Below are 24428 nucleotides of genomic sequence, written 5' to 3' on the forward strand. Positions count from 1 at the left end.
GGGTACGCCGGGCGTGCGCCCCTCCCTCGCCGGCACCCGGGTCACACCGGTCCCGTGTGACTCGGGGCACTTTCCGGAGTGACGGGGCCGGGGCATGGGCAGATGCCGCTCGGAGCGGCCGGAGGATCCCTGACGGCCTCGGTCGACCTGACGGTCCGCAGTGATCACGTCGTGAGCGGGACATCTCACGATGCGATACTTCGGAAGGGAAATCCGGCCGCTCGTTAAACTGAGCGCACCGCAGTAGTGCGGTGCAGAGACAGATGGAGCGAGGAGCGCACGTGGGCCTTGTCGTGCAGAAGTACGGAGGTTCCTCCGTAGCCGATGCCGAGGGCATCAAGCGCGTCGCCAAGCGAATCGTGGAAGCGAAGAAGAACGGCCACCAGGTGGTCGTGGTCGTTTCCGCGATGGGCGACACGACGGACGAGCTGATCGATCTCGCCGAGCAGGTGTCTCCGATGCCCAGCGGGCGAGAGTTCGACATGCTGCTGACCGCGGGAGAGCGGATCTCCATGGCCCTGCTGGCGATGGCGATCAAGAACCTGGGCCACAGCGCCCAGTCGTTCACCGGCAGCCAGGCCGGTGTCATCACCGACTCGGTCCACAACAAAGCGCGGATCATCGACGTCACGCCCGGCCGTATCCGGACGGCCCTCGACGAGGGCAACATCGCCATCGTCGCCGGGTTCCAGGGCGTCTCGCAGGACAAGAAGGACATCACCACGCTCGGGCGCGGTGGCTCCGACACGACGGCCGTCGCGCTCGCCGCGGCGCTCGACGCCGAGGTCTGCGAGATCTACACCGACGTGGACGGCGTGTTCACCGCCGACCCACGGGTGGTGAAGAAGGCGAAGAAGATCGACTGGATCGCCTTCGAGGACATGCTGGAGCTCGCCGCCTCCGGCTCCAAGGTGCTGCTCCACCGCTGTGTGGAGTACGCCCGCCGCTACAACATCCCGATCCACGTGCGCTCGTCCTTCAGCGGACTGCAGGGCACCTGGGTCAGCAACGCACCGATCCAGCAAGGGGACCAGAAGGTGGAGCAGGCCATCATCTCCGGTGTCGCTCACGACACCTCCGAGGCCAAGGTCACGGTCGTCGGTGTCCCGGACAAGCCGGGCGAGGCCGCTTCGATCTTCCGGGCCATCGCCGACGCCGAGGTCAACATCGACATGGTCGTGCAGAACGTGTCCGCGGCCTCCACGGGCCTCACGGACATCTCCTTCACCCTTCCCAAGACCGAGGGCCGCAAGGCCATCGACGCCCTGGAGAAGGCCAGGAACGTGATCGGCTTCGACTCGCTGCGTTACGACGACCAGATCGGCAAGATCTCGCTGGTCGGCGCGGGCATGAAGACGAACCCGGGTGTCACGGCCGGCTTCTTCGAGGCGCTCAGCGACGCCGGGGTCAACATCGAGCTGATCTCGACCTCCGAGATCCGTATCTCGGTCGTGACCCGCGCGGACGACGTGCCGGAGGCCGTACGCGCCGTGCACACGGCCTTCGGGCTCGACTCCGACAGCGACGAGGCCGTCGTCTACGGGGGCACTGGCCGCTGATGGCCGAACGGACCGGGCGACCGGCTGAACACTCCGGATTCCCCGGTCACTCCGGCCACCCCGGACGCCTCGGACGTCCGACGCTCGCGGTCGTGGGTGCGACCGGGGCCGTCGGCCGCGTCATGCTCCAGATCCTGTCCCAGCACGCGGACATCTGGGGCGAGATCCGTCTGCTCGCCTCCCCGCGCTCGGCCGGCCGCAAGCTGGCCGTGCGCGGCGAGGAGGTCGAGGTGGCGGCACTGAGCGAGGCCGCCCTGGACGGGGTCGACGTCGCGATGTTCGACGTACCCGACGAGGTGGCCGCGCACTGGGCGCCGATCGCCGCCGCCAAGGGCGTGATCGTGGTGGACAACTCGGGCGCCTTCCGGATGGACCCGGACGTGCCCCTCGTCGTCCCCGAGGTCAATCCGCACACGACGCGGATGCGTCCGCGCGGGATCATCGCCAACCCGAACTGCACCACCCTCTCCATGATCGTGGCGCTCGGCGCGCTGCACGCCGAGTTCGGGCTGCGTGAGCTGGTGGTCTCCAGCTACCAGGCGGTGAGCGGCGCCGGGCGCGCCGGCGTCGAGACCCTGCGCCAGCAGCTGTCCCTGGTTGCCGGTACGGAACTGGGGACCAACCCCGGAGACGTACGCCGTGCAGTGGGGGACAACACCGGCCCGTTCCCGGAGCCGGTGGCGCTGAACGTCGTACCGTGGGCCGGGTCGCTGCGCGAGGACGGCTGGTCCTCGGAGGAGATGAAGGTGCGGGACGAGTCCCGCAAGATCCTCGGACTGCCCCACCTGCCGGTGGCCGTGACCTGCGTCCGCGTCCCGGTCGTCACCACGCACTCCCTCACCGTCCACGCCCGCTTCGAGGACACGGTCACGGTGGCGAGAGCACGGGAGATCCTGGCCACCGCGCCCGGGGTCGTCCTGTTCGACGATCCGGCGGCCGGGGAGTTCCCCACTCCCGCCGACGTCGTGGGTACCGACCCGACCTGGGTCGGCCGCGTCCGCCGGGCACTCGACGATCCGACCGCCCTCGAACTCTTCGTCTGCGGCGACAACCTCCGCAAGGGCGCCGCGCTCAACACGGCGCAGATCGCCGAGCTGGTGGCGGCGGAACTGTCGGTTCGTCACCCGGGGAAGGCGTGACCTGCGCGGCAGGTTTCCCGGCCGCGGCCGAAGGCCGCGAAAAATCTCCCTGGTCATCCCCGGATTCGTTTGTAGGATCTGTGTGAGTCGTGTGGCCGGAATAATGGTCCGTACCACTTGAACGAGACCCACCCGGCGTTCGAAGATTTCCCTCCCCGCTCTCCGCAACCGTGCGGAGGGCGGGGAGCGTCTTTGCGGTAGCCCTGCGCGGGTGGTCCGGGGGCGGCAGGGCACATGGGGCATAGGGGATGAGCTTTTACGCATGAGGGCTTTCAGTGCACTTTCAGGCGCGCTGCCGGGCGCGTCGGCGGGGGTTCCGGCATCGGTTCCGATGGGTGTCGCGGTGTGCGTGAGAGTGGGCGTCGCGGTGCGTGCGCGGGTGGGGGTTTCGGCCGAAGTGATGGCTGAAGCGAATGTGATGCCTGTCGCGTACAACCCTGACGGGGGGACGCGTGTCCAACTGGCGTGGCAGAGGTACTCGAATTCACCGCGGTACAGACGAGGGGCACGGCCCTGCGTCCACCCCGCCGACTCCGCAGCCCCGGCGCGCCCGGCGGCATGCCGGTGATCGCGCCCATGCCCGCAGCGCGGCCCGCCCGCATACCGAGCCAGCGCGACGGCGCTGAGGAGAGCAGCACGGCCGCGGGCACGACGGTCGACCATCTGACCGAGACCTACCGCGCCCACTACCGGTCGCTCCTGGGTCTCGCGGCGCTCCTGCTCGACGACACCGCCTCCTGCGAGGACGTCGTCCAGGAGGCCTTCATCCGGGTGCACTCGGCGCGCAAGCGCGTCCGCGACCCGGAGAAGACGCTCGCCTATCTGCGCCAGACCGTCGTCAACCTCTCGCGGTCCGCCCTGCGCCGGCGCATCCTCGGCCTCAAGCTCCTCTCGAAGCCGATGCCGGACATGGCGAGCGCCGAGGAGGGCGCGTACGACCTGCTGGAGCGCGACGCGCTGAAGAAGGCCATGAAGGGCCTCCAGCGCCGTCAGCGCGAGGTCCTCGTGCTGCGCTACTTCGCGGACATGACCGAGGCGCAGGTCGCCGAGACCCTCGGGATATCGCTCGGCTCGGTCAAGGCGTACGGCTCGCGCGGCATCGCGGCGCTCCGTGTGGCCATGGAGGCCCCGGCATGAGCGAGTACGACGAGAACGCACAGCGCCGTGACGAGGAACGGCGCCCGGAGCACGAGCACAGGCAATCGCACGCTGGGAACGGAACTGTGAACCACGGCCCCGACGGACAGCCCGACGAACAGGGCCCGGCCGAACTGGGCTCCGAAAGCCTCGGCACGGACGAACTGGCGCTGCGCCGGCTGCTGCACCAGGCGGTCGAGGAGATCGAACCCGCCGACGGCACGCTGGAGCATCTGCGCCGCGCGGTGCCCGCCCGCCGGGCCCGCAAGCGCCAGGCACTCGTCGGCATGGCCGCCGCCGCGCTCTTCATCGGCACGGCCGTCCCGGCCCTGGTGCACGTCTCGAACGCCTCCGGGTCGAACGCCGACCCGTCCATCGCGGGCAACAGCTCGCAGGCGCAGGGCGGCACCAGCCAGGGCAAGAACCCGGACGGCGGCGAAAGCACCGCGGGCGGCGGCTCCGGCACATCCAGGAACCATGGCAAGCAGGACCGGACGGGAGCGCCCGACAAGGGCAAGGGGGCGAGCACCGGGGCGGCCACCGGAGGCCCCGATCCGTCGGCCTCGGCGCCCACCGCGTCCGCGTGCACGGCCGCGCAGCTCGGCGGCGCCACCAGCAACGTCGGCGTCCCGGACGCCGCCGGCGCGGTCTACGGCTCCTTCAGTGTCTCGAACGTCTCCGGCACCAGCTGCACCGTCAGCGGCGCGGGCGCCGTCAGCACCCTGGCACAGGGAGCGGCGGACTCGTCCAAGATCAGCGTGGTGACCCATGTGGCGGGCGACGCGGCCACCGGCCTGCCCGACCCCTCCATGGAGGTCGCCTCGCTGGTGCTGCAGCCGAGTGTCTCGTACGTCGTGAAGTTCGCCTGGGTGCCTTCGGAGACCTGTCCGACCACCGGCGGGGGGCAGCCCTCACCGGATCCGAGCTCCACGGAGGGCGCCGCCGCGGCCGGCGGCACCGGCACGGACACCGGCGGCACGGGCACCTCGGCCCAGCTCCTCACGGAGGACGGCGTGGCCGACGGCAGCGTCACCCTCTCCTACGCGACGGACACGGGCGCGACCGCCTCGACGACGGTGTCCGGCGCGTGCGCGGGCACGGTGTACCGGACGGGGATACTGGCGGCGTCCTGAGCGGGGCGGCGCCGGGACCCGAGCATGCACGGGACCGGGGCCCGAGTCTCTACGGAGCCGGGGCCTCGGCGGTGTCCCGGACCGGATTCCCGTCCGTGCTTTCGTCCGGGCTTCCGCTCCGCTCCTGGTCCCGGTCCGTCTCCTCGTTCTGATCCGTCGTCTCGGAGGCGATCAGGCCCAGCTCCGCGTCCCGCGCGAACTCGGCCTCGCGGCGCAGCAGCCGGAACCACATGAAGACGACGAAGCCCGCGAAGACGAACCACTCACCGGTGTAGCCGAGGTTCTGGAACGCCTTGAGGTCCAGGCCGGTGCCCTGCGGCGCGGTCGCGGGCACCGCCGTCATCCCGCTGTCGGCCTTCGCGAGGGTGATCCAGGCGTCATACACCTTGTACGGCACCAGATTCACCAGCGACGCCGAGCTGATCGCGCCGGTCTGCCCGTCGGGAAGCCCACCGGCGGCGCTCACCCCGTCCGACCCCGGGCTCTCGGAGACCTGCAACGCACCCGTGACGGTCACCTCGCCGGCCGGGGCGGCGGGCGCTTTCGCGGCATCCGCGGTACCGGGCAGCCAGCCCCGGACGACGGGCAGCGCCTGGCCGCCGTCGGTCCGCAGCAGCGTCAGCACGTAGTACCCGTGCCTGCCGCCCAGCTCGCGGTCGGGCACCAGCAGCTGCTTGCCGTACCGGCCGGTGGCGACGGCCTGCTTGCCGGACGTGTCCTTGTCGACGGGCAGCAGCTCGCGCAGCGGTCGGGCCGGATCCGTTCTGGCCGCCGCGGCCTGCTCACCGGCGTCGCGCTGGTCCTGGACCCGAGCCTCGAACCGGCTCAACTGCCACGACCCCATGAAGATGCAGAAGGGGATGGCCAACAGCACGAAGACGTTGATCCCCCACCAGCGGGGCGTCAGCAGGAACCGGTACACGACTTCAAAGGTACGGTGCCGCCGCGCGCAGCCGGGCTCCGGGGCCCGCTCCCGGCGTTCGGTCCCGCCGTCCGCCCCCGCCCGTCCGGCACCGGTCGCCGGGCGGGGCGGGACGGGGGTTCCGGACGGAGTTTTCCACAGGCTGGGGACCTCGTCGGCGCGAAGGCGGGTGGGCCAGGCACTATGGGGCCATGACTGAGAGCAACGGGTCCGTCGAGCAGCAGCAGGCGGCCATGCCCGACTGGGAGAAGCGCTTCAGGGCACCGAGGGTGTCGCTGCCGGACTGGGCGGAGGACGCCCCGCACCGCTCGCTGTTCGTCTCCAACGCGACGGGAACCTACGAGCTGTACGCGTGGGACCGCGAGTCGGGCGAGCAGCGCCAGATCACCGACCGGGCGAACGGTACGACGGACGGGGTGCTCTCCCCGGACGGCGAATGGATCTGGTGGTTCGACGACAAGGACGGCGACGAGTTCGGCATCTGGCGCCGACAGCGTTTCGCCGCGGCCGGCTCCGGCGGCGCCGCTCCCACCGGTGGAACTGCCGGTGCCGCCGGCGCCGACGAGCCCGCCGCGCCGGGACTTGAGCCCTCCTACCCCGGAGGACTGGCCATCGGCCGGGACGGGCGGACGGCGGTCGTGGGCCGCTCGACGGACGAGGACGGGTCGACGATCCACCTGGTCCGCTCCGGCGAGGAACCCGTGGAGATCTACCGCCACCGGGAGTCGGCCGGCGTCGGCGACCTCTCCCACGACGGCTCCCTGATCGCCGTCGAGCACACCGAGCACGGCGACGCGATGCACTCGGCGCTGCGGGTGCTGCGCCCGGACGGCTCGACGGTCGCCGAGCTCGACGACAGCAAGGGCGGCACGGTCGAGCTCGGCCTGGAGGTGCTGGGCTTCGCCCCGGTCGACGGGGACACCCGCCTGCTCATCGGGCACCAGCGGCGCGGCCGTTGGGAGCCGCTGGTGTGGGACGTCGCGACCGGCGAGGAGACGGACCTGTCCCTCGACCTGCCCGGCGACGTGGGCGCCGAGTGGTATCCGGACGGATCGGCGCTGCTGATCGCGCACGGCTTCGAGGCCCGTAGCGACCTGTGGCGCTACGACCTGGGGTCCGGCGAGCTGCTCCGCGTGCCCACCCCCGCGGGCACGGTGTCCGGGGCGACGGCCCGCCCCGACGGCAGCGTGGAGTACCTGTGGTCGTCGGCGGCCGAACCGTCGTCGGTCCGCTCGACGACCGGCGGGGTCATCCTCGATCCCCCCGGCCTGAAGTCCCCGGGTTCGGTGCCCGTGGAGGACGTGTGGGTGGAGGGCCCCGGTGGCAGGGTCCACGCCCTGGTCCAGAAGCCGGCCGGGGTGACGGGACCGCTGCCCACCGTCTTCGACATCCACGGCGGCCCCACCTGGCACGACAGCGACTCCTTCGCGGCGGGCCCGGCGGCCTGGGTGGACCACGGGTACGCGGTGGTGCGGGTCAACTACCGGGGCTCGACCGGGTACGGGCGGGAGTGGACGGACGCCCTCAAGCACCGGGTGGGCCTCATCGAGCTGGAGGACATCGCGGCGGTCCGCGAGTGGGCGGTGACGTCCGGCCTCGCCGACCCCGAGCGCCTGATCCTCACCGGCGGCTCCTGGGGCGGCTACCTCACGCTGTTGGGTCTGGGCACCCAGCCGGACGCCTGGACCCTCGGCATCGCCGCCGTCCCGGTCGCGGACTACGTCACGGCCTACCACGACGAGATGGAGGCCCTGAAGGCCATGGACCGCACCCTGCTGGGCGGCACCCCGGAGGAGGTCCCCGCGCGCTTCGAGGCGTCCTCACCCCTGACGTACGTCGACGCCGTCAAGGCCCCCGTCTACATCTCGGCCGGCGTGAACGACCCCCGCTGCCCCATCCGCCAGGTCGAGAACTACGTCGACCGCCTCGCCGCCCGAGGGGCCGTCCACGAGGTCTACCGCTACGACGCCGGCCATGGCTCCCTGGTCGTCGACGAACGCATCAAACAGGTCCACCTGGAACTGAACTTCGCCCGGACCCACCTTCCGGCCTGACGGGGGCGGTCCTCACGGGTCCGCCGGCTGCGGGGACCCGTGGGGACCGGGGCGGAGCCTCTGAAGGACGGGGGACGGGGGACGGGGGACGGGGGACGGGGGACGGGCAGGGGCAGCGGGGGCGAGGGCGGGGGCGAGGGGAAATGGACGCCCGCCCACGACAACCACCACCCACCAGGCCCGGCCCCACCCCTACTCGCCCGGAGGGCCTACGGCCCGCTCCCGAACCCGCCGCCCCAACAACTCCGCAAGCCCCCGCCGCGTAGCCGCCAACACCACCCGATCCTCCGCCCGCAGCACATAGGAGGGGGGAAGATCCCAGACCAGCCCGCTCGGCGCCCGCTGCGACACCCCGCCGCCCCCACCTCCGCCCGCCGGATCCCGCCGTCCCACCACCCCCGTCTCCAGCGCGAGCACCCGCCACGCCCCCGCCCGAAACGCCTCCCCCACGGTCCGCCCCTCCAGCTGGGAATGTCCGCCCACGTCGATGGCCGCGAACAGCAACACCCGCCGTTCGACCGGAATCGCCCCGAGGATCTGCCGCCCCATCATCGCTCCGGCGAACGCGGGCGCGGTCAGATGCGACACGCTGCGACTCCGTGTGAGCGCCTGCGGGTGCGCGGCCCGCAGGGTCCGGTACACGGCGGTCGCGAAGTCGTCGTCGTACAGCCGCAGCACCACCCGCAGATCGGGCCGCACCGTACGGGCGTACAGCGCGGCCTCCAGATTCGTCGTGTCCGCGCTGGTCAGCGCGAGCAACGAGTGCGCCCGGTGGATCTTCGCAGCCTCCAGCACGCCCTCCTGGGTCACATCCCCCAGGACCACCGGCACCCGCAGCCGCCGCGCCAGCGCCAGCCCCCGCGCCTCGGGGTCGGCCTCCACGCACACCACGGGAATGTTCAGCTCCCGCAGGCGCGCCAGCACCCGCGTACCGATCTTGCCGACCCCGAGCAGCACCACATGCCCGGACAGCCCCCGCGGCGGCTTGCGCAACGCGGACCCGCTCCGGAACGTACCCAGCGCCTCCAGCACCGCGGCGAGCAGCACCGGAAGCAGCAGCAACCCGACGAGCCCGGAGAAGAGTTGGAGGACCTGCCGCCCGACCGGTTCCCCGATGGCGGGATTGTTGATGGCGAAGAGGTCGAGCAGCGTCAGATAGGTCGCCTGAAGCGGAGGCTCCCTGGTGACGGCCATGGAGGCGACCGCCAGCCCGATCACACACCCCACCAGTCCGGCGAACGACCAGCGCAGCCGCCGTGACAGCAGCGAGCCGAAGGGCAGGACGCTGCGCCCGCCGGACACCGCGGGAGCGGTGTACGACACGGTCTCCAGGACGACGGTCCCGCGCCCGGTGGCGGCGGCCACCGCCCGTTCGTCGGGCAGCAGCCGGGGCCCCTGCGGACCGCTGCTCTCGGAACCGTCTGCCCCGGCGGGGTCGTTGGTCGTGGCGGACAGCAGCGCGAGCGTGCACAGACCGGGGTCGGCGACCTCGCCGGGCCCCGGCGGAGGCCGCTCCACCGCCCGCAGCATCAGCCCGTCCGTCTGGACGACCTTGCTGGTGCCGGCGACGGCGGTCGCGGCGAGCGCGGGCGCCGCGGTGTCGGCGTCGGACAGCACGGTGGTGGACGCGTCGAACCCGCCGCCGTCACCGCCGCCGGCGGTGCCGTCGTCGATCCCGTCCGTGGCCAACGCCGATGCCTGGTCGAGGAGTTCCTTGATGTGCTCGCCGAGGCGCCGGTTGTAGAGCCGGATGACGAGCCGCAGCCGCGGGTTGAGGCGGCGCGCGGTGAGCGCGGCCCGGATGTTGGCCTCGTCGTCGTCATGGACGAGCGCGAGGGCGGCGGCCCGTTCGACGCCCGCCTCGGCGAGCACCGCCTCGGTGAGCTCAGCGGCCTCCAACACCCTCTCGGAACCAGGTGGTTCGGCCGTACGGCCGGGTGGCGCGTCGCCGTTCCCGGCGGCCCGGTTCACCGCCGCGGAGACCCGGTCGAACAGGGTCGAGCCCCGGGCCCGTCCGACCACCGGCGGGCGCACGCGGCGCTGTGCGGGCGGAACCACGAGGGTCACCCGCTCGCCGTACACACCACGCAGTTCCGCGGCGAGCCGGTGCGCCAGGGCGTCGTCCCCGGCCACCACCATGTGCGCGGCGGGTTCGGGCGACGGGCTTTGGTACGGAAGGGTCCCCACAAGGGAGAAGAGTGCCGTACCGGGACGCGTGGTTCCATCCGGCCGCCCGGCACAAGTCGCCACCACCCGACAGCGGTTGGGACGGACGCCCGGGTACTGGCCCCGGGGCGGACGGACTCACCCGCGGACTCGCCGGCGGACTCACCCCCGGGTACGGCCGCGGGTACGGGTCCTGGTGCGGGCCCGCGCCTCGCGCGGCGGCCGGACGAACTGCAACTCCAGCGTGACCGGGGGCGGAGCGACCCCCGGCCCTCCGGCGGCCGCCCAGTCCACCAGGTCCTCGGTGCAGTCGTCACCCATCGCGAACCCGATCCAGGTCGGCCGCGCACCCCTGCGCCGCCCTTCCCCGGAAGGCTGCACCACCACCACGTTGGCCTGGTCGCAGGGCCCGAGACAGTCCACGGTCCGCACCACGAACCGCCCCCCGGACGCCTCGGCCCCGGCCCGCAGCCGCTCCAGCTGCCAGGCGTGGTCGTCAGCGGGATACTTCACCGGATCTCCGCAGCAGCACCCCCGGCAGACGACCAGGGTGCAGGGCCGCGAGCCGGCGGCGCCGACAGCCACCGTACGAGGGTTCTCGGGCGAGACGGTGGGGGAGGGGAGAACGGAGGCCGCGGCGGTCCCGGAAGCGTCCGTCGGAACGGGGGACACGGGGGACGAGGCGGTCAACGAAACGTCTCTCCTTGCGAGCGTGCGGGTACGGCTCGGCGGGGCTCGGCGGGGCGTTGTTTCAGGAAGCCGAGGAAGCCGAGGAAGCGGAGGAAGCCGTCCAGGATGTCGCCCACCGGAGAGGATAGTTGACGGCGCGGGGGGCCTGGAGTGAGCCGGTACGCACCGTGACGCACTCCGCCCCGGTCACGGCTCGGCCGGGACGACCACATGCCTCGCCTTCCTCGCAGTCACTCGTCACATGCCCTCCGCCGGCCTCGGCACGCGGCCGGCGGCGGCCGCCACGGGGCCGTGCGAGGAGGGCCGGCGGGCGTCGTGCCCGCCTTCGGAGTCCCAGACCTTCTCCCGGGCCGAGTCCCATGCGGCCTCGGCCTCGGCCGTGTCCTCGGCGGCGCCGCCGAGGAGCTCGGCTTCCTGGATCAGGCCGCTCGCTGTGAGCTGGCGCGTGGGGTCCGTGGCCGTGGCCATGAGCCGGGCGGCCGTGACGGCGTCGGTCTCGGGTGGGATCACCAGCAGGTCCCAGCGCCCCGCGGTGTAGGAGAGCAGGAGCAGTGTGTGCGGGTCCTGCTCGGCCTTGAACCAGCCGACCTTCACCACATGGCCCTGGACGGGAACCTTGCGGGGGACGATCGGCCAGAATGTGGGATTCACGGTGACGTGAGTGATGCGCCCCCACAGCGGGTCCAACAGCGCTATGAGCGCAGGAAGTTCGGCTGTCAGGTCGCGGGAGCGGGGCCACCACGCGCCGTCTATGAGGGCGGGGGTGGTGCCGGACGGCGCCAGTCGCAACCGGAGAGGTCGCGGCGAAGCGGAGGGGGTCCGGTCTCCGACCGCGGGCATGTCGTACGTGGTTGCGGTCATCACGCGAACCCTGCTCCGGGCCGACCTGGACCGGCCCGGTGTCGTGAATCGCCGGGGACGGCACGGGCATCGAAGCCGGTGTACGAAGTACCCTCGGTATCTTCACGATACTCCTGGACGGAGTCCGACGGACGTTCGCCGTGGCGCGGGTTCCACGGTGTGCAGGGCGCGCGGTCGCCCGTAGCCCCCTCAGCGGCCCCCTCAGCGGCCCGCGCGTCGGCCGGCGCGCCGGGACCACCGCACGGAGGCGATCGCCACGTCGGCCGCGAGCACCACGATGCCGATGATCAGTAGATATCCCAGGCCGTGGGCCGCCACACCGATGATGCCCAGCACAACGGCTGCGAGGACGAGGAGAAGGAAGAGCACCATCGCCTGAACGCCTTCCTTGAGCTTGGACCGGGGGATCGGAGGGATCGGGGTGCGTCGCAGGGGGCCGATTCGGGTCTGGACTGATTCGGGTCTGGGCCGGGTCTGGTCAGGCCCGGGGCGCGTCGGACGGGCGCGGTCGCTCAACGGCGCGCGAGCTGCCGTTCGCCCTGCCCACCCGGCTGGTACGTCATGTCGTAGTGCTGGAAGATCGCCTCTTCCTGCTCGGCGGGCAGGATGTCGTCCGTACCGATCGAAGGAGCCTTCCGCACCAGGCTCTTGGCGTAGGAGACCCTGAGGTAGCCGGGCCCGAGGACCGCATCGTCGAGGGGGACGAAGACCAGGCGCTGGCGGGTGGGCAGCCCGGTCCGCACGGTGGCCACGGCCGGTTCGTCGGTGGTGGTGTCCACGTAGATCGCTTCGAGCACACCGATCTTGTGCCCCTTCGCGTCCACCACGTCATGGTCGCGCCACTCACGGATGTCGGCTGCCTGGATCATGCGCTCTCCCTCCCGGGCGCGCCACCCTCACGAGGTACGAGCACGGGCCGCGAGCCACGGGCCAACGGCCCCGGCGCGATCCGACGAGGCCGTACTTCCGGGCGGCAGGACGTTGGAACGAGCCGCCCCGCCCCCAACGATACTGCGCTCCGTGCGGCTGGGTAGGGGGCTGCCAGGTCGAAGGGGGCTACGCTGTGGAGCAGGCCCCAGTCCCCGGTTCCGATGCTCTGTTCCGCTCCTGGGGAGGCCCCCTGTGTTCGTTCTGCTTCTCGTTGTGATCGTGGTCCTGTTCGGTCTCGGCTTCCTCAACCCCTTGTGGTGGGTCGCCGCGGCCGTGTTGGTCTTCGGAGCCACCCGCTACGGCCGCGGTGGCGGGTCCGACGCGGGTGAGTACCAGGATTACCGGGACCGGCGGGAGCGTGAGGACCGCTGGGACCGCCGCTACAGCCGCCGGCACCAGGCGCGCTGGAGCCGCGAGGACCGGCGTGACCGGCGCGACCGGCACGACCGCGAGCAACGCGGGTGACCGGTGAGGGGTCCGGACCGAGGTAAGCCGCGGCCGCGCGACGGTGGTAAGCCCGCCCGAGAAACCAGCGTCCGGAAAGATGTCGACGCCCCTTGCCCCTTGCCCCTGGGTCCTGCCCCTGCCCCTGCCCCTTGCCCCTGTCCTCTCCCTTGCCCCTCTCCCTTGCCCCTGGCCCCGTCCCTGGTCAGGACCTCAGGCCGGGGAGAGGTTCGGAGTCGTCGATGAACGCGCGGGCCAGGTCGGACAGGCGCCGGTTGTGAGCACGGGCGTAACCACGCAGTGTGGTGAACGCCTGTTCCATGTCGATGCCCCGGCGCTCGGCGAGTTTCCCCTTGGCCTGTTCGATGAGCACGCGGCTGTTCAAGGCGCTCTGCAGTTGTTCGTTGAGGACGGTGCTGCGGTGCGCGGTGCGCTGTTGCAGCAGACTGATGGTGGCGACGTCGGCCAGGGCCTGGGCGAGCGGCGTGGCGTCCGGTTCGAAGGGGCCACGCCGGGTGCGGAAGAGGTTGAGGGCCCCGACCACGTCGTCCCGTAGACGCATCGGCAGGGCCTGGACCGACCTGAACCCGCTGCGGTGGGCCGCCGCGACGAAGCGTGGCCAGCGGTCGGCCTCCTCGACGAGGTCGGTGACGACCACCGGTGCGCCGGTGCGGAAGCAGTCGAGACAGGGGCCTTCGTCGTTCTGCAACTGGAAGAGCTCCAGCAGGCGCACCTGTTCGTCGGAGGCGGCCATGACACGGAGTTCGCCGTCGTGGTCCGCGAGCAGCACGCCCGCCGCACTCGCGTCGAGCATGCCCACACAGCGATCGGTCAGCAGGCGCAGGAAGTCGATCAGGTCGAAGTCGGCGACCAGATTGTCCGCCAGCTCGACGAAGGTCTTGGCCAGGAGCCGCTGATTCATCGTGCACACCCTTCGTCGGGACTGATCCCGGCCCCGATGAAGGGACGGGAGGCACAACTCACTTCTCGGCCTGATCCCTTGGCGCGGTGTCAGGTGTCATCATCGGACCGACCCGGGTCCGCGCCCGGAGGGAACGTGAGCCGGTGGGCGACCACGTCGGCGGCCACCGCGGCGAGGCGGCGTCGTCTCGCGTACGCGTAGGCGCGCAGCCGGACGAAGGCTTCTTCGGCGGTGACTCCGAGCTGGCCCGTGAGCATGCCCGTGGCCTGGTCGATCTCCGCCCGGTACGCGCCCAGGTCCTCGAAGCGACCGTCCACCGGACCCCCGCGGGCCAGGTCCGCTTCCCCATCGAGCCGGGAGTCGAGCAGGACCAGAGTGGCGGTGTCGGCGAAGACCAGCGCGTCGGCCAGTTCGTCCGTGCCCAGCCGCCGCGGGACTTGGGAGTACAGATCCAGAACTCCGGCGCTGACAGCGCCCGTCCGCAGAGGGAAGGCGAAGACGGCGCGTGCCCCGGTTTCCAGGGCAGCGTCGGCGAACACGGCCCAGCGGTCCTGCACTTCAGCGGCGAACAGATCGGGTGTCAGCACGGCCGAGCCCTGTGCGAAGGCATCCACGCAGGGTCCCTCGCCCAGGGTGAGCTGGAGCTCCTCCAGCTGCTCGCTGACATCGTCGGTGCTGCACAGGGGGTGGCTTGCCGCGGGTCCGGACATCGCGGAGAGTCCGGCCCCGCCGACCGGCAGCGCGGCCACGGCAGCCGCGCACACATCCACCACGCCGACCCTGGCACCCCGCCGGGCGGCCTGTTCGGCGACCAGGATCCGGATCCGGGCCGACCGGCTGTCGGACCTCACCCGGGCCACCGGGCCCCGGCCTCGTGCGCGAGCCGCTTCAGCCTTGCCGCGGTCCGTTCCCGGCACCACCGCACGGCCTCCGTGCCGAATTCCGAGTCGGCTCCCCCGCCGGGTTCCTCGCCCCGGCGGGGCCGCCGTGACGGTCCCTGATGCGGCCGGGGCATCACACCGCACCGCTCAGGAGGACACGTGGAGGCGGAACAGGCCCACGGGGCGGGACGAGAGAGCGCGCGGTCGGGGCGTTCCCGGGCGGGATCGGCAACTGCCCGAACGGAAGCCCCAGAAGCAGGAACGCGCAGCCGGCGATGTCGACCATGAGGACCAGCGCCGATGGCGGATGGTGCAGTCGCAGCGTCCCCCCGGCCGTGGTGAGGCGCTGTGAGGCGTGGAGGAAGGCGTTGAGGGCGCTGCAGTCGCAGAAGGTGAGGGAGGTGAGGTCGACGTCGACGGTGTGGATACCGTCGCGCAGACACTGTTCCAGTGACGCGCGCACCAGGGGCACCGTCTCCAGGTCGATCTCTCCGGCCAGCGTGATCAGTGCCCGGTTCTTGTCGTCGTGACGGCGGACGGTGAGCGGCGGAAGGTGCATGACGCCTCGGTTCGGAGGACCGTCGGCAGGCGACCGAGTGGTGTCGGGATCCCGGCACCACCGGCTCGCTTCCGGCAGCGGAGTGCATTCGGCGGAGGTCCGGGCAACGGCCGACTCGCCGGCCCGCGCGGCCGGACTGCGGACCCACCCGGGTCCCTCCAGGGATGCGCCGGGCGACGGGCGAAGCACCCGATCCCCGCGGCGATTTGTGCTCGCCAACGACATGCCGCCGGGGTCTGGGACGTCTGCCCAGCAGCGTAGTCCTCACCCGGTGCGCAGGAGGGCCGCAACAGCCCATTCCCAGCATGCGGACGACAACTCGACGCGACACCGGGGCGCCGTATCCGCGGGACAGCCCCACGGCACCTGCGTCATGGGGAGCGGACTCAGGGGCGGATCAGGACGAGTGCGGCGGTGGGCAACAACGTGCCCACCACGCTGAGCAGCCAGTAGCTCCGAGCGGCGAGTGAGGTCCTGCGTGCGAGGGCCCGGTTGGTGACCAGCCAGAGCAGCGCGTACAGGCCGACGACCGGCACGACGATCACCAGCCAGAGAGCCGTACCGTCGTTCTCCGTCGGCTCCGGATCGATCCAGTTCGCCGCCAGGAACCAGAGCAACCAGATCGGCACCACCCCCGGGATCCCCAGCAGAAGGTTCACGCCCACCGTCGCCGGCCACCGCCTGATCATCCTGGCCCTCCCCGTGATCGACTGCGGAGACGGTACAGCGAGGACAGCCGCCCAGGTCACCGACCTACGAGAGCGGCCCGTCAGCGACTCTCCGCCCCCGCCCCTCCAACAGCACGCCCGAATGGTGCCGCGGGACCCGTATGGCGAAATCCCGCCTACTTCTTTGATCATCGTTGACCCCGGTCGGCCTCCGCTGTCACTGGCGTGACCTAGGCTCCGCTTACTTCCCCAGTTCAACAACAGGGGCTCTTTCGTTCCGGGGGGTTCGAAACCATCGTGCGCATACGCACTCTTCCGGCCGCGACAGCACTCGCGGTCTTCTTCAGCTCGGCCGCGCTCGCGGTCACCTCGGCCGCGCCCGCCCTGGCCGACTCCAGCACCATCCTGCCGGTCAAGTCGACCGGGGACGTCGTCGTGGACGGCGTCCACCAGCGGGTCTTCATCAGCGACCCGACCGGTGGAAAGGTCGTCGCAACCGACTACAGCGGCACGGTCGTCGGCACCGTCGACTCGTTGCCCGGCGTCCGCGGCCTGGAACTGTCCGCCGACTCCGGCACCCTGTACGCGGCCGTCGAGGACGCCGACGCGATCGTCGCCATCGACACGGCGACCGCCACCGAGGCCCATCGCTACGCGACGGGCGACGGCACCCAGCCCGAGTACCCGGCCCTCGCCGGCGGCAAGGTCTGGTTCGGTTACGCAGGCTCCGGCAGAGGCAACATCGGCTCGCTCGACCTGAGCGACGGTGACCCGGTCGTGGCCCTCAAACAGGACACCACCCGTACCTGGAGCTACGCCCCGATCCTCGGCTCCTCGGTCGGCGCACCCGGCACCATCGTCGCGGGCGCCCCCGAGCAGAGCCCGGTCGAACTCGCCGTGTTCGACGTGTCGTCGGGTTTGGCGAACCGCACCGCGTACGCCTTCGATCCGGGCAACAGCAGCAACCTCAGCGACCTCGCCGTCACTCCCGACGGCAAGGACGTCATCACCGCCAGCGGCGCCCCCTACAAGCAGGAGGTGTTCAAGCTCTCGGACCTGTCGGAGGACGGCAGCTACACCACCAACCCCTACCCGAACGCGGTCGACATCGCCCCGAACGGCACCGTCGCCGCGGGCACCTTCTCCTGGTACGACCCGGACGTCCACATCTTCGAGCCGGGCGTCTCCACGCCGGTACGGCAGTACGACTTCCCGAACACCGGGGGCAGCAGCGGTTCCGACACCCTCGCGGCCTCGGGTCTCGCCTGGGCGCCGGACGCCGGCAAGCTGTTCGCGGTGTCGTACAACGACGAGGACGTGTACTCGCTGCGCGTCTTCGACAACCCGACCAAGGCGGAGACCGACCTCACGGCGACGGCCCCGGCCACCGCCACCCGCGCCAAGTCCCTTGACGTCACGGGCAAGTTGACGTCGGACACCGCGTTCCCGTCCGGTGCCACGGTCTCCGTCCGCCGCACCGACGCCGAGTCGCCGTCCGGCAAGCTGCTCGGCACGGCGACGGTCGGCGCGGCCGGCTCCTACTCCTTCGCCGACACCCCGCCGGCCGGCGGCAAGGTCACGTACACGGTCACCTACGCGGGCGACGACTACCACGCGGGCGCCACCGCCACGAGCACGGTGAACGTCACCCGCACGGCGGCCACGGTGACGCTCAACAACAACCGCAAGGTGTACGCGTACAACAGCGCGGTGAAGTTCACTGCGCACCTGGGGACGACGTACAAGAACCGCACCGTCGCGATCTACGCCGACCCCTACGGCGCGGACAAGCCCGAGAAGCTGCTCAAGTCCGGCACGGTCGACTCCTCCGGCAACCTGTCCGTCACTCTCTCCCTGACCCGCGACACCAAGCTCACCGCCAAGTTCACCGGCGACACCCGGTACGCGCCCGCGACGGCCACCAGCACGGTCGGCGCGCAGGCGAAGGTGTCGACCGCGCTCAGCGGCTACTACACGAGCAAGACGGCGTGGAGCCAGACGTACCGCTACTTCCACAAGTCCAAGGACCCCGTCTACAACACGACGATGACGCCCTACCCGGGCCGCAAGTACAAGGTGGAGATGCAGGGTTACTACCAGGGTGCCTGGCGCACCACGCACTCCGGTTACCTCGTACTCGGCTCGGGCGGCAAGGACACGCTCGAGCTCACGGGCACCCCGCCGACGGGCGTCCGTTTCCGGATCCGGTCGTCCTACATCGACACGACGTCGGGCGACAACGTGAACTCGACGACGTACGGGACCTGGAAGTACTTCATCTTCACCAGGTGACGTCCGGTACTTCTCACCGAAGACCGACGTGACGGGCGCGGGCCTGCCGCCGAAGCGGGCCCGCGCCCCGGGCGTCCGCCACGTCCGACGGGACCTCCGGCGTTGCCCGGCGGGAGAACGCGTCGCCCAACTCGGCTGGAATTCACCGGATTCCGCCAGGCGTCGGTGCGCTCGTTCCTAGTGCCGCGGCAGGCAACGTTCGCCCCGTCGCGACGCCCGGCACGCACTCTCGCCGCACCGGCCGAAAGCACGCACCGGACGCCGCTCCTCGAAGGGCAAACGTTGCCTGTCGCGGAACTAGTTCCCGGGCGGTTGGATGACGACGATCCGCCAGATCACGGAATCGGGCGCTGAGAATTTCCACGCCAGTTCGTGCATTTTGGCGTGCGGTATCTCGGCTGTGAACACGCCGCTCCCGTCGCCGCATTGAGACCCGGCGAGGCGCTTTCCGGTGGCGATTACGTCGAAATTGGAGGGACCGGCGCATGTCCACCTCACCGTGATGGATGAGGCCTTCCCCGCTGACGCGGGAAGCGTGACGCCGCCCTTACCGTGACCCGTTTTCGTGTACAGCGTCTTCGATCCGACAGGGAGTGACGACTGGACCGGATTGGGAAGGCGGTCCGGGCTCGTTGGGGTCTGTATCGGAGAGGGGGTCGCGCCGGTCCCCGTCGTCGCTTTTGCCGGAGGCCGCGTCGCCCCGTGGGTGGCGGTCGCCCGGGAGTGAGCCCCCCCGGAACAGGCCGACACAAGCACCAGGGCCGACAGGCCGGCGGCCAGCAGGGGCAGCTTCATCAGATCGTCCTCAACTCACGAGTGGGCGATGTAGGGCGAGAGTGCCGGAAGCTTGGCGGTCCCGTGGTTCGAGACGATCCACTTACAGCCACCGTTGTAGGAACCCTTCTCCCAGTTGAAGGAATATCCCTTCGAGCCAAGGGCGAGCCATCCGTCCCGCTGGCTCGCCGGAACCTTCCACGAGCCGCCCAGGGTGACGGTGGTGGTCTTCGCGTAGGAAACCGAGCCGCCGAAGGTCTCCTCGGCGGAAGCTACGATGATCGACTCGCTGATTTTTGCCGCATAGGTGACGGTGCCGGTCCAGGTGTGGCCCTTGGCCACCGAGACCGAGAGCGTGACGCCGGACTGTCCGTAGACGGTCTTGGACTTGTCACCGACGAATACGCTCTTGGCCTTGGTGATGGAGACGCTCGGGTCGGGCGGGCAGCCGTCCGGGTGCACCGGACCGTTGGTGACGGCGTCGGCGTCGTCCGGTGCCTGAGGGATCGGGTTCCCGTCCTGGTCGGCATTGACCGGCGTCGGGGCGTCTTCCGCAAATGCAGTGCCCACGCCCCCGGATCCCATAGCGAGAAAAGCGGTCAGGGCAGCGGCTGTGCATGCGCGAGTTATGGCCTTCATTGTTCCCTCCGTTGTCGCTCCCCCCGGGAGCGGCATGAACAGAACAATCGCGGACTGCCTGGGTGATCGTCAAGGAAACTCGACTGATCTGAGCGAGACTTGAGCATGACGATTGAAAAAGGGCCATTGACTATAGCTTGGCCCTGTAGGCAAGAAAGCGGAATCTTATGCTCCGTCAGTGCGAATCGACCCCGCGAGCGCGAGAACGTTGCCCTTTTAACAACCCCTTTGCTCAATCAGGGATTCTAAAGGGTTGATCCTTGAATTTATCCTCGATCTTTCATGACAGTTCGCCGGACAGGCCGGTGGACCACTTTGGTTGGTCGGGCGACGGGCTCGGGGCAACTAAAGCGGACTGTATGGGTCGTGCTGCCGGCGCCGCTCGGGACTCCCGCGAGCATGATGCAGCTGGCCAGTCACTATGAGCGGCAGCGACCGGTGGGGAGGCATCTGCGGGTGCTGCTGGACGCGAGGTTGATGGAGCGGTGGCTGCCCAAGCTGAGGGACCTTAGCGCGGACGAGGTGGACGACTGGCTGGACGACAGGGCCGAATGGCTTGCGACACGGAGTCTCCGCGACCTGCTCGCCGTACTGCGCCGCTCCATCGAGCATGCTCAGCGCCGGGACAAGGCAGTGCGGAACGTGGCGCTTCTGGTGACCGTGCCCGAGGGGCGACCGGGCCGTCCCAGCAAAGCCCTGAATCTGGAGCAGGCGAAGGCTGTACTGGCCGCCGCGCGTGGATCACGGCTGTGCGCCTATCTCGTGGTCTCGCTCCTCAGCGGCGTTCGCACGGAAGAGGCGCGTCCCCTCACGTGGGACCACGTTTTCCTGTCGCCGCAGGATGGCGTGCCGCCCCACGTGGCGGTGTGGCGTTCAGTGCGCAAGCGCGGGGAAACCAAGACACAGGAAGAGCCGCCGGACCATCGCCCTGCCGAAGCAGGTGGTCGACGTCCTCGAAGAGCACCTGAGGTGGCAGAAGCAGGAGCGGGCCTCGAAGGGGATGGAGTGGAGCCCGGCCGGCCGGGTCTTCACGACTCGGAGCGGCGAACCGCTCGATGTCGCGAACGTCCGGCGCGACTTCAAGGCCATCGTGAAGAAGGCAGGACTGGAGCCGGAATGGACACCGCGGGAGCTGCGGCACAGTTTCGTGTCCCTGCTCTCGGATCATGGGATCCCGCTGGAACGGATCGCACTCCTGGTCGGTCACAGCAGTCAGGCGACGACGGAAGCGGTGTACCGGAAGCAGCTCCGGCCTGTGATCACGGAGGGTGCCGAAGCGATGGACGAGATCTTCGCCGAGGACGATGAAGAGGTGGACGCGCTCGGGGCCTGACCCGAACCCTTTGGCCCCCTGTTTGGCCCCCCGAACATGAAAGAGACCACCTAGAAACGTTCCTAGGTGGTCTCTGACCAGCGTCGGGGTGGCGGGATTTGAACCCACGACCTCTTCGTCCCGAATAATGTGCGGAAAGATTTCTGACCAGGTGCACTTGACTCCTGCGCAGGTCAGGACGTTGGTACGAGTTGGTCCCTGTGGGTGGCGACCCCCGCGGCTTTCTTGATCCACTCCCCGTCCACTCCCCGGCGCGGCGAGGCTGGCAGTCGGGCCCCTCGATCGGCCTTCCGGTACGGGCGCACGAACGGCGGCGCCGGTACGGCGCGCAGCAGGTGGTGAGTGATACAGGCATGGCCCCCACACGCTTTCCAACTGTGTTGGTGGGGTGATGGGGTGTGTACACGGGTGTTCACCAGTGTTCATGGACGCGCTTCCCGGCTCCGCTGCGGGCCGCTTGGCGGCGCGGAAACGGCTCTGATCTCGGGAAACAGGGGACTCCCGTAGCCATGCCGAGGCGCGTAGCAGACTCTGAATGACCGCAGTTATCCGCCCGATTGGGCAAGCAGCGGGCACGGCCGTCAGATGAGCCGCCAACGCCAGCACCGCGGGGCGAGGCCGGCTGTCGGGTACTCCTCTATATTTGGTGTCAGATACCGATGTCGCTGACGTGGACGCGCACGAGGTAGGTCCAGTCGCTGCGGGTCGGGGTGCGTCGGAGACTAGGACTCGATGACGATCCGCCCAGGAGCACAGGGACAGCAGGGTAATGACACGCGACCGCACACCTCTGGTCAGCTGGAGTCGATGGCCTTCTCTCCTGCCTGCCGCGGTGCTCCTCGTCGCGGTCGTCGTCGACGTACTGACCCCGTCAGGATTCAGCGTGTTTCCGCTGCTGGCGGCCGCTCCCGTACTGGCCGCCCCCGTGTACTCGTTGCCGGGCGTAATCGCCACCGGCGTAGTGACGGCACTGATCGGGATGGCCGTGGCGTACACGAAGGGCGTCGCCCTTACCGAAGCCTCCGTTCGGTTCACGAGCGTCGTAATCCTGACCGTTCTTGCCGCGATCCTCAACCGGGTCATGGCCAAAGACCGGAAACAGTTGAAGGACACCCGCGAGGTAGCCGAGGCTGTCCAGCGGGCGGTGCTCCCCATCCCCCCCGAGCGGGTCGGGCCGCTGGACGTGGCCTCCCGGTACCGGGCCGCCGCGAAGGAGGCTGCCATCGGTGGCGACCTCTACGCCATCCACCCCACACCCGACAGCGTTCGGATGATGATTGCCGACGTGCGGGGGAAGGGACTGGGCGCGGTCCGAACCGTCAACAGGCTGCTCGGCGCCTTCTACGAGGCCGTGGCTCACCTCCCGGGCTTGACCGATGTGGTCGACCGGCTGGAGGAGGTCATGCAGAGGGTCGATGCCGAAGAGGAGGAGGGCACTGAGTCCTTTGCCACCGCCGTCTTCATCGACCTCCCCAACGACGGCTCCGCCATATACATGATCAATCTGGGACACCCCGCGCCGCTCCTCATCCACCAAGGCCGCGCGAGTCCGCTCGAGCCGTCTGCCCCATCCCTGCCCCTGGGCCTGGGCAATCTGGGCCGCACCCAGGTGCCGATCGATCGGCACACCCTGCCGCACGACGCGACCCTGGTGCTGTTCACTGACGGTCTGGTCGAGGCACGCGACCGCCACGGCACCTTCTACGATCCCGTGCCATTCCTGTCCCGTCCCCTCCCAACGGACCCCGGTGTGATCCTGGACGCTCTCATCGCCGATCTGACCCGGTACACCGAAGGACGCCTGGACGACAATGCCGCCCTCATTGCCGTTACCCGCCTGCCGGACGCGTCTGACGACACTAAAATTCGCTCCCGCACCTGAGGGGTGGCCCAGCAGCGCCCGGCACGCTACTGGGCCACGACGGCGGTGTGCCTAGCGGAGCGCCCATGACGGGCCCGGCCACATCGCGGCAGCAGCTGCTCCCCCTTGGCCTATCCCCTGGCACGGCACGCTGCACCTCATCCTCGCCGACGCCGTGGATGAAGGACTTCGCGACTCCAACCCGGCCACGAAGCGGCGCGGCCGAGGCAAGCGCGCCGGCCGCTCCCGGAACCGCGGCCCCGAGAAGGTGGTGACCGACGCTCTCGGAATCCTGCTGACAGCCGAGCGCGCTGCGCTGCTGTCTGGACGTGACGACGAGTTCGTAGCTGTGATGCTGAAGGGCTACACCGGCATGCGATGGGGCGAAATCGTCCGGCTAGAGCGCAAGTTCGTCCGCCCTGCCTCGGTTCGGGTGGAGTGGCAGCTCTATGAACTCGACTCGGGGGAGTTCGAGCGCTGCCCGCCGAAGGACGACTCCTACCGAACCATCGACACGCCCAAGTGGCTATCGGGCTTGGTTGCAAGCCATATCGCCAGGACCGACTCAGCATCCTGCCCATGCCACGAGCACGCCTACGTGTTCCGTGGCCACGGTCCCGCGAACGGTGCTGCCCGGCACGTGGGCGCAAAGCTGGTCGACGTCGCCCGCCGCGCCGATGTCTCCCCAGCAACGGTGTCGAACGTGCTGAACCGGCCGGGCACTGTCGCGGAGCGGACACGAACGAGGGTGGAGACAGCCATTGCGGAGCTTGGCTACGTCCGTGCGGGCCGGTCAGCAGAGACGGCGGCACACTGGCGACGGACCGGATTTGCGACCTGGTTGTTCCAGCCGGCTACGACAGGCTGGTACCCGAAGAAGGCCCCCCAGGAGGCGCGTCCTGTGCCGGTGATGGCGGACCCCTGGCCGGGAGTGCCGGCCCGGGGCCGGAACGCCTCTGGCAGGGCGGACGCGTGCTGGCTTCCGATCGCGCGGGGCCTCACTCCGCATGGGCTCAGGCACTCTCACAAGACGGTCATGGAGGAACTCGGAATCTCGCCCAAGCTAATGGATGAGCGCCTCGGGCACGAGGACGGTTCGGTACAGGCGCGCTACTCGCACATCACCGCGCGGATGAGGAATCGGCTCATGGATGAACTGACCGAGCAGTGGGAGGAGTCGTTGGCGGCACGGTCCGCCATGCACCCGCGGTCGCCGGTGCGCGCACTCGATGCCTTGCTGAGAGCGCGCCAGGAGTGAAGTCTGGGGAGTGGAATTCCTTGATCCACTCCCCGTTCACTCCCCAGGGGCTCCGAGAAACGAGTCAGGGCCGGTTTCCCGTGAAGGTAAACCGGCCCTGACCTGGTGTTTTAGCTGTCGGGGTGGCGGGATTTGAACCCACGACCTCTTCGTCCCGAACGAAGCGCGCTGCCAAGCTGCGCTACACCCCGATTGTCACTGCTTCT

At 70.1% G+C, this 24428-nt stretch carries 20 protein-coding genes, 1 tRNA gene and 1 pseudogene; 10 read left to right on the plus strand and 12 right to left on the minus strand.

Translation table 11 applies throughout. The features are described 5' to 3' along the window. Positions 1 to 281 precede the first annotated feature (281 nt). From HEP85_RS21990 to HEP85_RS22005, 4 genes are all read left to right on the plus strand, one after another. On the plus strand, positions 282 to 1559 hold the full coding sequence (locus tag HEP85_RS21990; RefSeq protein WP_168529248.1) for an aspartate kinase: 1278 nt from the start codon (positions 282 to 284) through the stop codon (positions 1557 to 1559). Further along, a complete protein-coding gene (locus HEP85_RS21995; RefSeq protein WP_168529249.1) occupies positions 1559 to 2698 on the plus strand; it encodes an aspartate-semialdehyde dehydrogenase in 1140 nt (379 codons plus the stop codon). The genes HEP85_RS21990 and HEP85_RS21995 overlap by 1 nt, the downstream gene beginning before the upstream one ends. A gap of 465 nt (positions 2699 to 3163) precedes the next feature. Next, positions 3164 to 3835, plus strand: a complete 672-nt coding sequence (locus HEP85_RS22000) for a SigE family RNA polymerase sigma factor (RefSeq protein ID WP_168529250.1) — start codon at positions 3164 to 3166, stop codon at positions 3833 to 3835. After that, the gene (locus tag HEP85_RS22005) at positions 3832 to 4968 is read left to right on the plus strand and encodes a hypothetical protein (RefSeq protein WP_248002031.1); all 1137 of its coding nucleotides are present in this window, start codon (positions 3832 to 3834) and stop codon (positions 4966 to 4968) included. The genes HEP85_RS22000 and HEP85_RS22005 overlap by 4 nt, the downstream gene beginning before the upstream one ends. A gap of 49 nt (positions 4969 to 5017) precedes the next feature. Here HEP85_RS22005 and HEP85_RS22010 read toward each other — a convergent pair whose 3' ends face one another. Continuing rightward, a complete protein-coding gene (locus HEP85_RS22010) occupies positions 5018 to 5890 on the minus strand; it encodes an SURF1 family protein (RefSeq protein ID WP_168529251.1) in 873 nt (290 codons plus the stop codon). 191 nt (positions 5891 to 6081) lie between these two features. Between HEP85_RS22010 and HEP85_RS22015 the strand changes: the two genes are divergently transcribed. Next, positions 6082 to 7944 carry a prolyl oligopeptidase family serine peptidase gene (locus HEP85_RS22015; protein ID WP_168529252.1) on the plus strand — a complete coding sequence of 621 codons (1863 nt, stop codon included), beginning with the start codon at positions 6082 to 6084 and terminating at the stop codon, positions 7942 to 7944. Positions 7945 to 8136: 192 nt separating this feature from the next. On the opposite strand, the gene HEP85_RS22020 is transcribed toward HEP85_RS22015, so the two are convergent. From HEP85_RS22020 to HEP85_RS22040, 5 genes are all read right to left on the minus strand, one after another. Continuing rightward, positions 8137 to 10083 (minus strand): NAD-binding protein, encoded by a 1947-nt coding sequence (locus HEP85_RS22020; protein ID WP_369658128.1) that lies wholly within the window; start codon positions 10081 to 10083, stop codon positions 8137 to 8139. 189 nt (positions 10084 to 10272) lie between these two features. Further along, positions 10273 to 10695 (minus strand): (2Fe-2S) ferredoxin domain-containing protein, encoded by a 423-nt coding sequence (locus tag HEP85_RS22025; protein WP_168533881.1) that lies wholly within the window; start codon positions 10693 to 10695, stop codon positions 10273 to 10275. A 342-nt stretch (positions 10696 to 11037) separates the two neighbouring features. Beyond that, on the minus strand, positions 11038 to 11661 hold the full coding sequence (locus HEP85_RS22030; protein WP_369657803.1) for a DUF5994 family protein: 624 nt from the start codon (positions 11659 to 11661) through the stop codon (positions 11038 to 11040). A 201-nt stretch (positions 11662 to 11862) separates the two neighbouring features. Then, positions 11863 to 12033 carry a hypothetical protein gene (locus HEP85_RS22035; RefSeq protein WP_168529253.1) on the minus strand — a complete coding sequence of 57 codons (171 nt, stop codon included), beginning with the start codon at positions 12031 to 12033 and terminating at the stop codon, positions 11863 to 11865. Between the two features lie 140 nt (positions 12034 to 12173). Then, positions 12174 to 12530, minus strand: a complete 357-nt coding sequence (locus HEP85_RS22040) for a PRC-barrel domain-containing protein (RefSeq protein ID WP_168529254.1) — start codon at positions 12528 to 12530, stop codon at positions 12174 to 12176. A 253-nt stretch (positions 12531 to 12783) separates the two neighbouring features. Here HEP85_RS22040 and HEP85_RS22045 point away from each other — a divergent pair, with 253 nt between their 5' ends. Continuing rightward, positions 12784 to 13056, plus strand: a complete 273-nt coding sequence (locus HEP85_RS22045; RefSeq protein ID WP_168529255.1) for a hypothetical protein — start codon at positions 12784 to 12786, stop codon at positions 13054 to 13056. Between the two features lie 184 nt (positions 13057 to 13240). On the opposite strand, the gene HEP85_RS22050 is transcribed toward HEP85_RS22045, so the two are convergent. The 4 genes from HEP85_RS22050 to HEP85_RS22065 all read right to left on the minus strand — a co-directional run bounded on the left by HEP85_RS22050 (position 13241) and on the right by HEP85_RS22065 (position 16086). Beyond that, positions 13241 to 13957: a GAF and ANTAR domain-containing protein gene (locus tag HEP85_RS22050; RefSeq protein WP_168529256.1), complete on the minus strand. Its 717-nt coding sequence runs from the start codon at positions 13955 to 13957 to the stop codon at positions 13241 to 13243. An 89-nt stretch (positions 13958 to 14046) separates the two neighbouring features. After that, positions 14047 to 14808 (minus strand): GAF and ANTAR domain-containing protein, encoded by a 762-nt coding sequence (locus HEP85_RS22055; protein ID WP_248002032.1) that lies wholly within the window; start codon positions 14806 to 14808, stop codon positions 14047 to 14049. Positions 14809 to 14971: 163 nt separating this feature from the next. Next, the gene (locus tag HEP85_RS22060; protein WP_168529257.1) at positions 14972 to 15397 is read right to left on the minus strand and encodes an STAS domain-containing protein; all 426 of its coding nucleotides are present in this window, start codon (positions 15395 to 15397) and stop codon (positions 14972 to 14974) included. 386 nt (positions 15398 to 15783) lie between these two features. Beyond that, a complete protein-coding gene (locus tag HEP85_RS22065) occupies positions 15784 to 16086 on the minus strand; it encodes a hypothetical protein (RefSeq protein WP_168529258.1) in 303 nt (100 codons plus the stop codon). A gap of 276 nt (positions 16087 to 16362) precedes the next feature. Here HEP85_RS22065 and HEP85_RS22070 point away from each other — a divergent pair, with 276 nt between their 5' ends. Beyond that, a complete protein-coding gene (locus HEP85_RS22070; RefSeq protein WP_168529259.1) occupies positions 16363 to 18357 on the plus strand; it encodes a YncE family protein in 1995 nt (664 codons plus the stop codon). Between the two features lie 810 nt (positions 18358 to 19167). On the opposite strand, the gene HEP85_RS22075 is transcribed toward HEP85_RS22070, so the two are convergent. After that, positions 19168 to 19701: a hypothetical protein gene (locus HEP85_RS22075; protein ID WP_168529260.1), complete on the minus strand. Its 534-nt coding sequence runs from the start codon at positions 19699 to 19701 to the stop codon at positions 19168 to 19170. Positions 19702 to 20710: 1009 nt separating this feature from the next. On the opposite strand from HEP85_RS22075, the gene HEP85_RS22080 reads away from it, so the two are divergent. From HEP85_RS22080 to HEP85_RS22090, 3 genes and pseudogenes are all read left to right on the plus strand, one after another. Continuing rightward, positions 20711 to 21103 carry a tyrosine-type recombinase/integrase gene (locus HEP85_RS22080; RefSeq protein WP_248002033.1) on the plus strand — a complete coding sequence of 131 codons (393 nt, stop codon included), beginning with the start codon at positions 20711 to 20713 and terminating at the stop codon, positions 21101 to 21103. 832 nt (positions 21104 to 21935) lie between these two features. Continuing rightward, entirely contained in the window at positions 21936 to 22985 is a 1050-nt protein-coding gene (locus HEP85_RS22085; RefSeq protein ID WP_248002034.1) for a PP2C family protein-serine/threonine phosphatase, read from the plus strand. 127 nt (positions 22986 to 23112) lie between these two features. Further along, a pseudogene (locus HEP85_RS22090) lies at positions 23113 to 24222 on the plus strand (LacI family DNA-binding transcriptional regulator); the annotation flags it as partial. Positions 24223 to 24339: 117 nt separating this feature from the next. Here HEP85_RS22090 and HEP85_RS22095 read toward each other — a convergent pair. Further along, positions 24340 to 24413 (minus strand) — tRNA-Pro (locus tag HEP85_RS22095). Positions 24414 to 24428: the final 15 nt, after the last annotated feature.

The organism is Streptomyces sp. RPA4-2 (genome assembly GCF_012273515.2).
In the GTDB taxonomy this organism is placed as follows: Bacteria; Actinomycetota; Actinomycetes; order Streptomycetales; family Streptomycetaceae; genus Streptomyces; species Streptomyces kaempferi.

Bases quoted from the DNA above. Each gene is read 5' to 3' on its own strand.
- HEP85_RS21995 (WP_168529249.1), top strand. From the start codon at position 1,559: ATGGCCGAACGGACCGGGCGACCGGCTGAACACTCCGGATTCCCCGGT.
- HEP85_RS22005 (WP_248002031.1), top strand. From the start codon at position 3,832: ATGAGCGAGTACGACGAGAACGCACAGCGCCGTGACGAGGAACGGCGC.
- HEP85_RS22015 (WP_168529252.1), top strand. From the start codon at position 6,082: ATGACTGAGAGCAACGGGTCCGTCGAGCAGCAGCAGGCGGCCATGCCC.
- HEP85_RS22020 (WP_369658128.1), bottom strand. From the start codon at position 10,083: ATGGTGGTGGCCGGGGACGACGCCCTGGCGCACCGGCTCGCCGCGGAA.
- HEP85_RS22030 (WP_369657803.1), bottom strand. From the start codon at position 11,661: ATGACCGCAACCACGTACGACATGCCCGCGGTCGGAGACCGGACCCCC.
- HEP85_RS22035 (WP_168529253.1), bottom strand. From the start codon at position 12,033: ATGGTGCTCTTCCTTCTCCTCGTCCTCGCAGCCGTTGTGCTGGGCATC.
- HEP85_RS22040 (WP_168529254.1), bottom strand. From the start codon at position 12,530: ATGATCCAGGCAGCCGACATCCGTGAGTGGCGCGACCATGACGTGGTG.
- HEP85_RS22050 (WP_168529256.1), bottom strand. From the start codon at position 13,957: ATGAATCAGCGGCTCCTGGCCAAGACCTTCGTCGAGCTGGCGGACAAT.
- HEP85_RS22060 (WP_168529257.1), bottom strand. From the start codon at position 15,397: ATGCACCTTCCGCCGCTCACCGTCCGCCGTCACGACGACAAGAACCGG.
- HEP85_RS22065 (WP_168529258.1), bottom strand. From the start codon at position 16,086: ATGATCAGGCGGTGGCCGGCGACGGTGGGCGTGAACCTTCTGCTGGGG.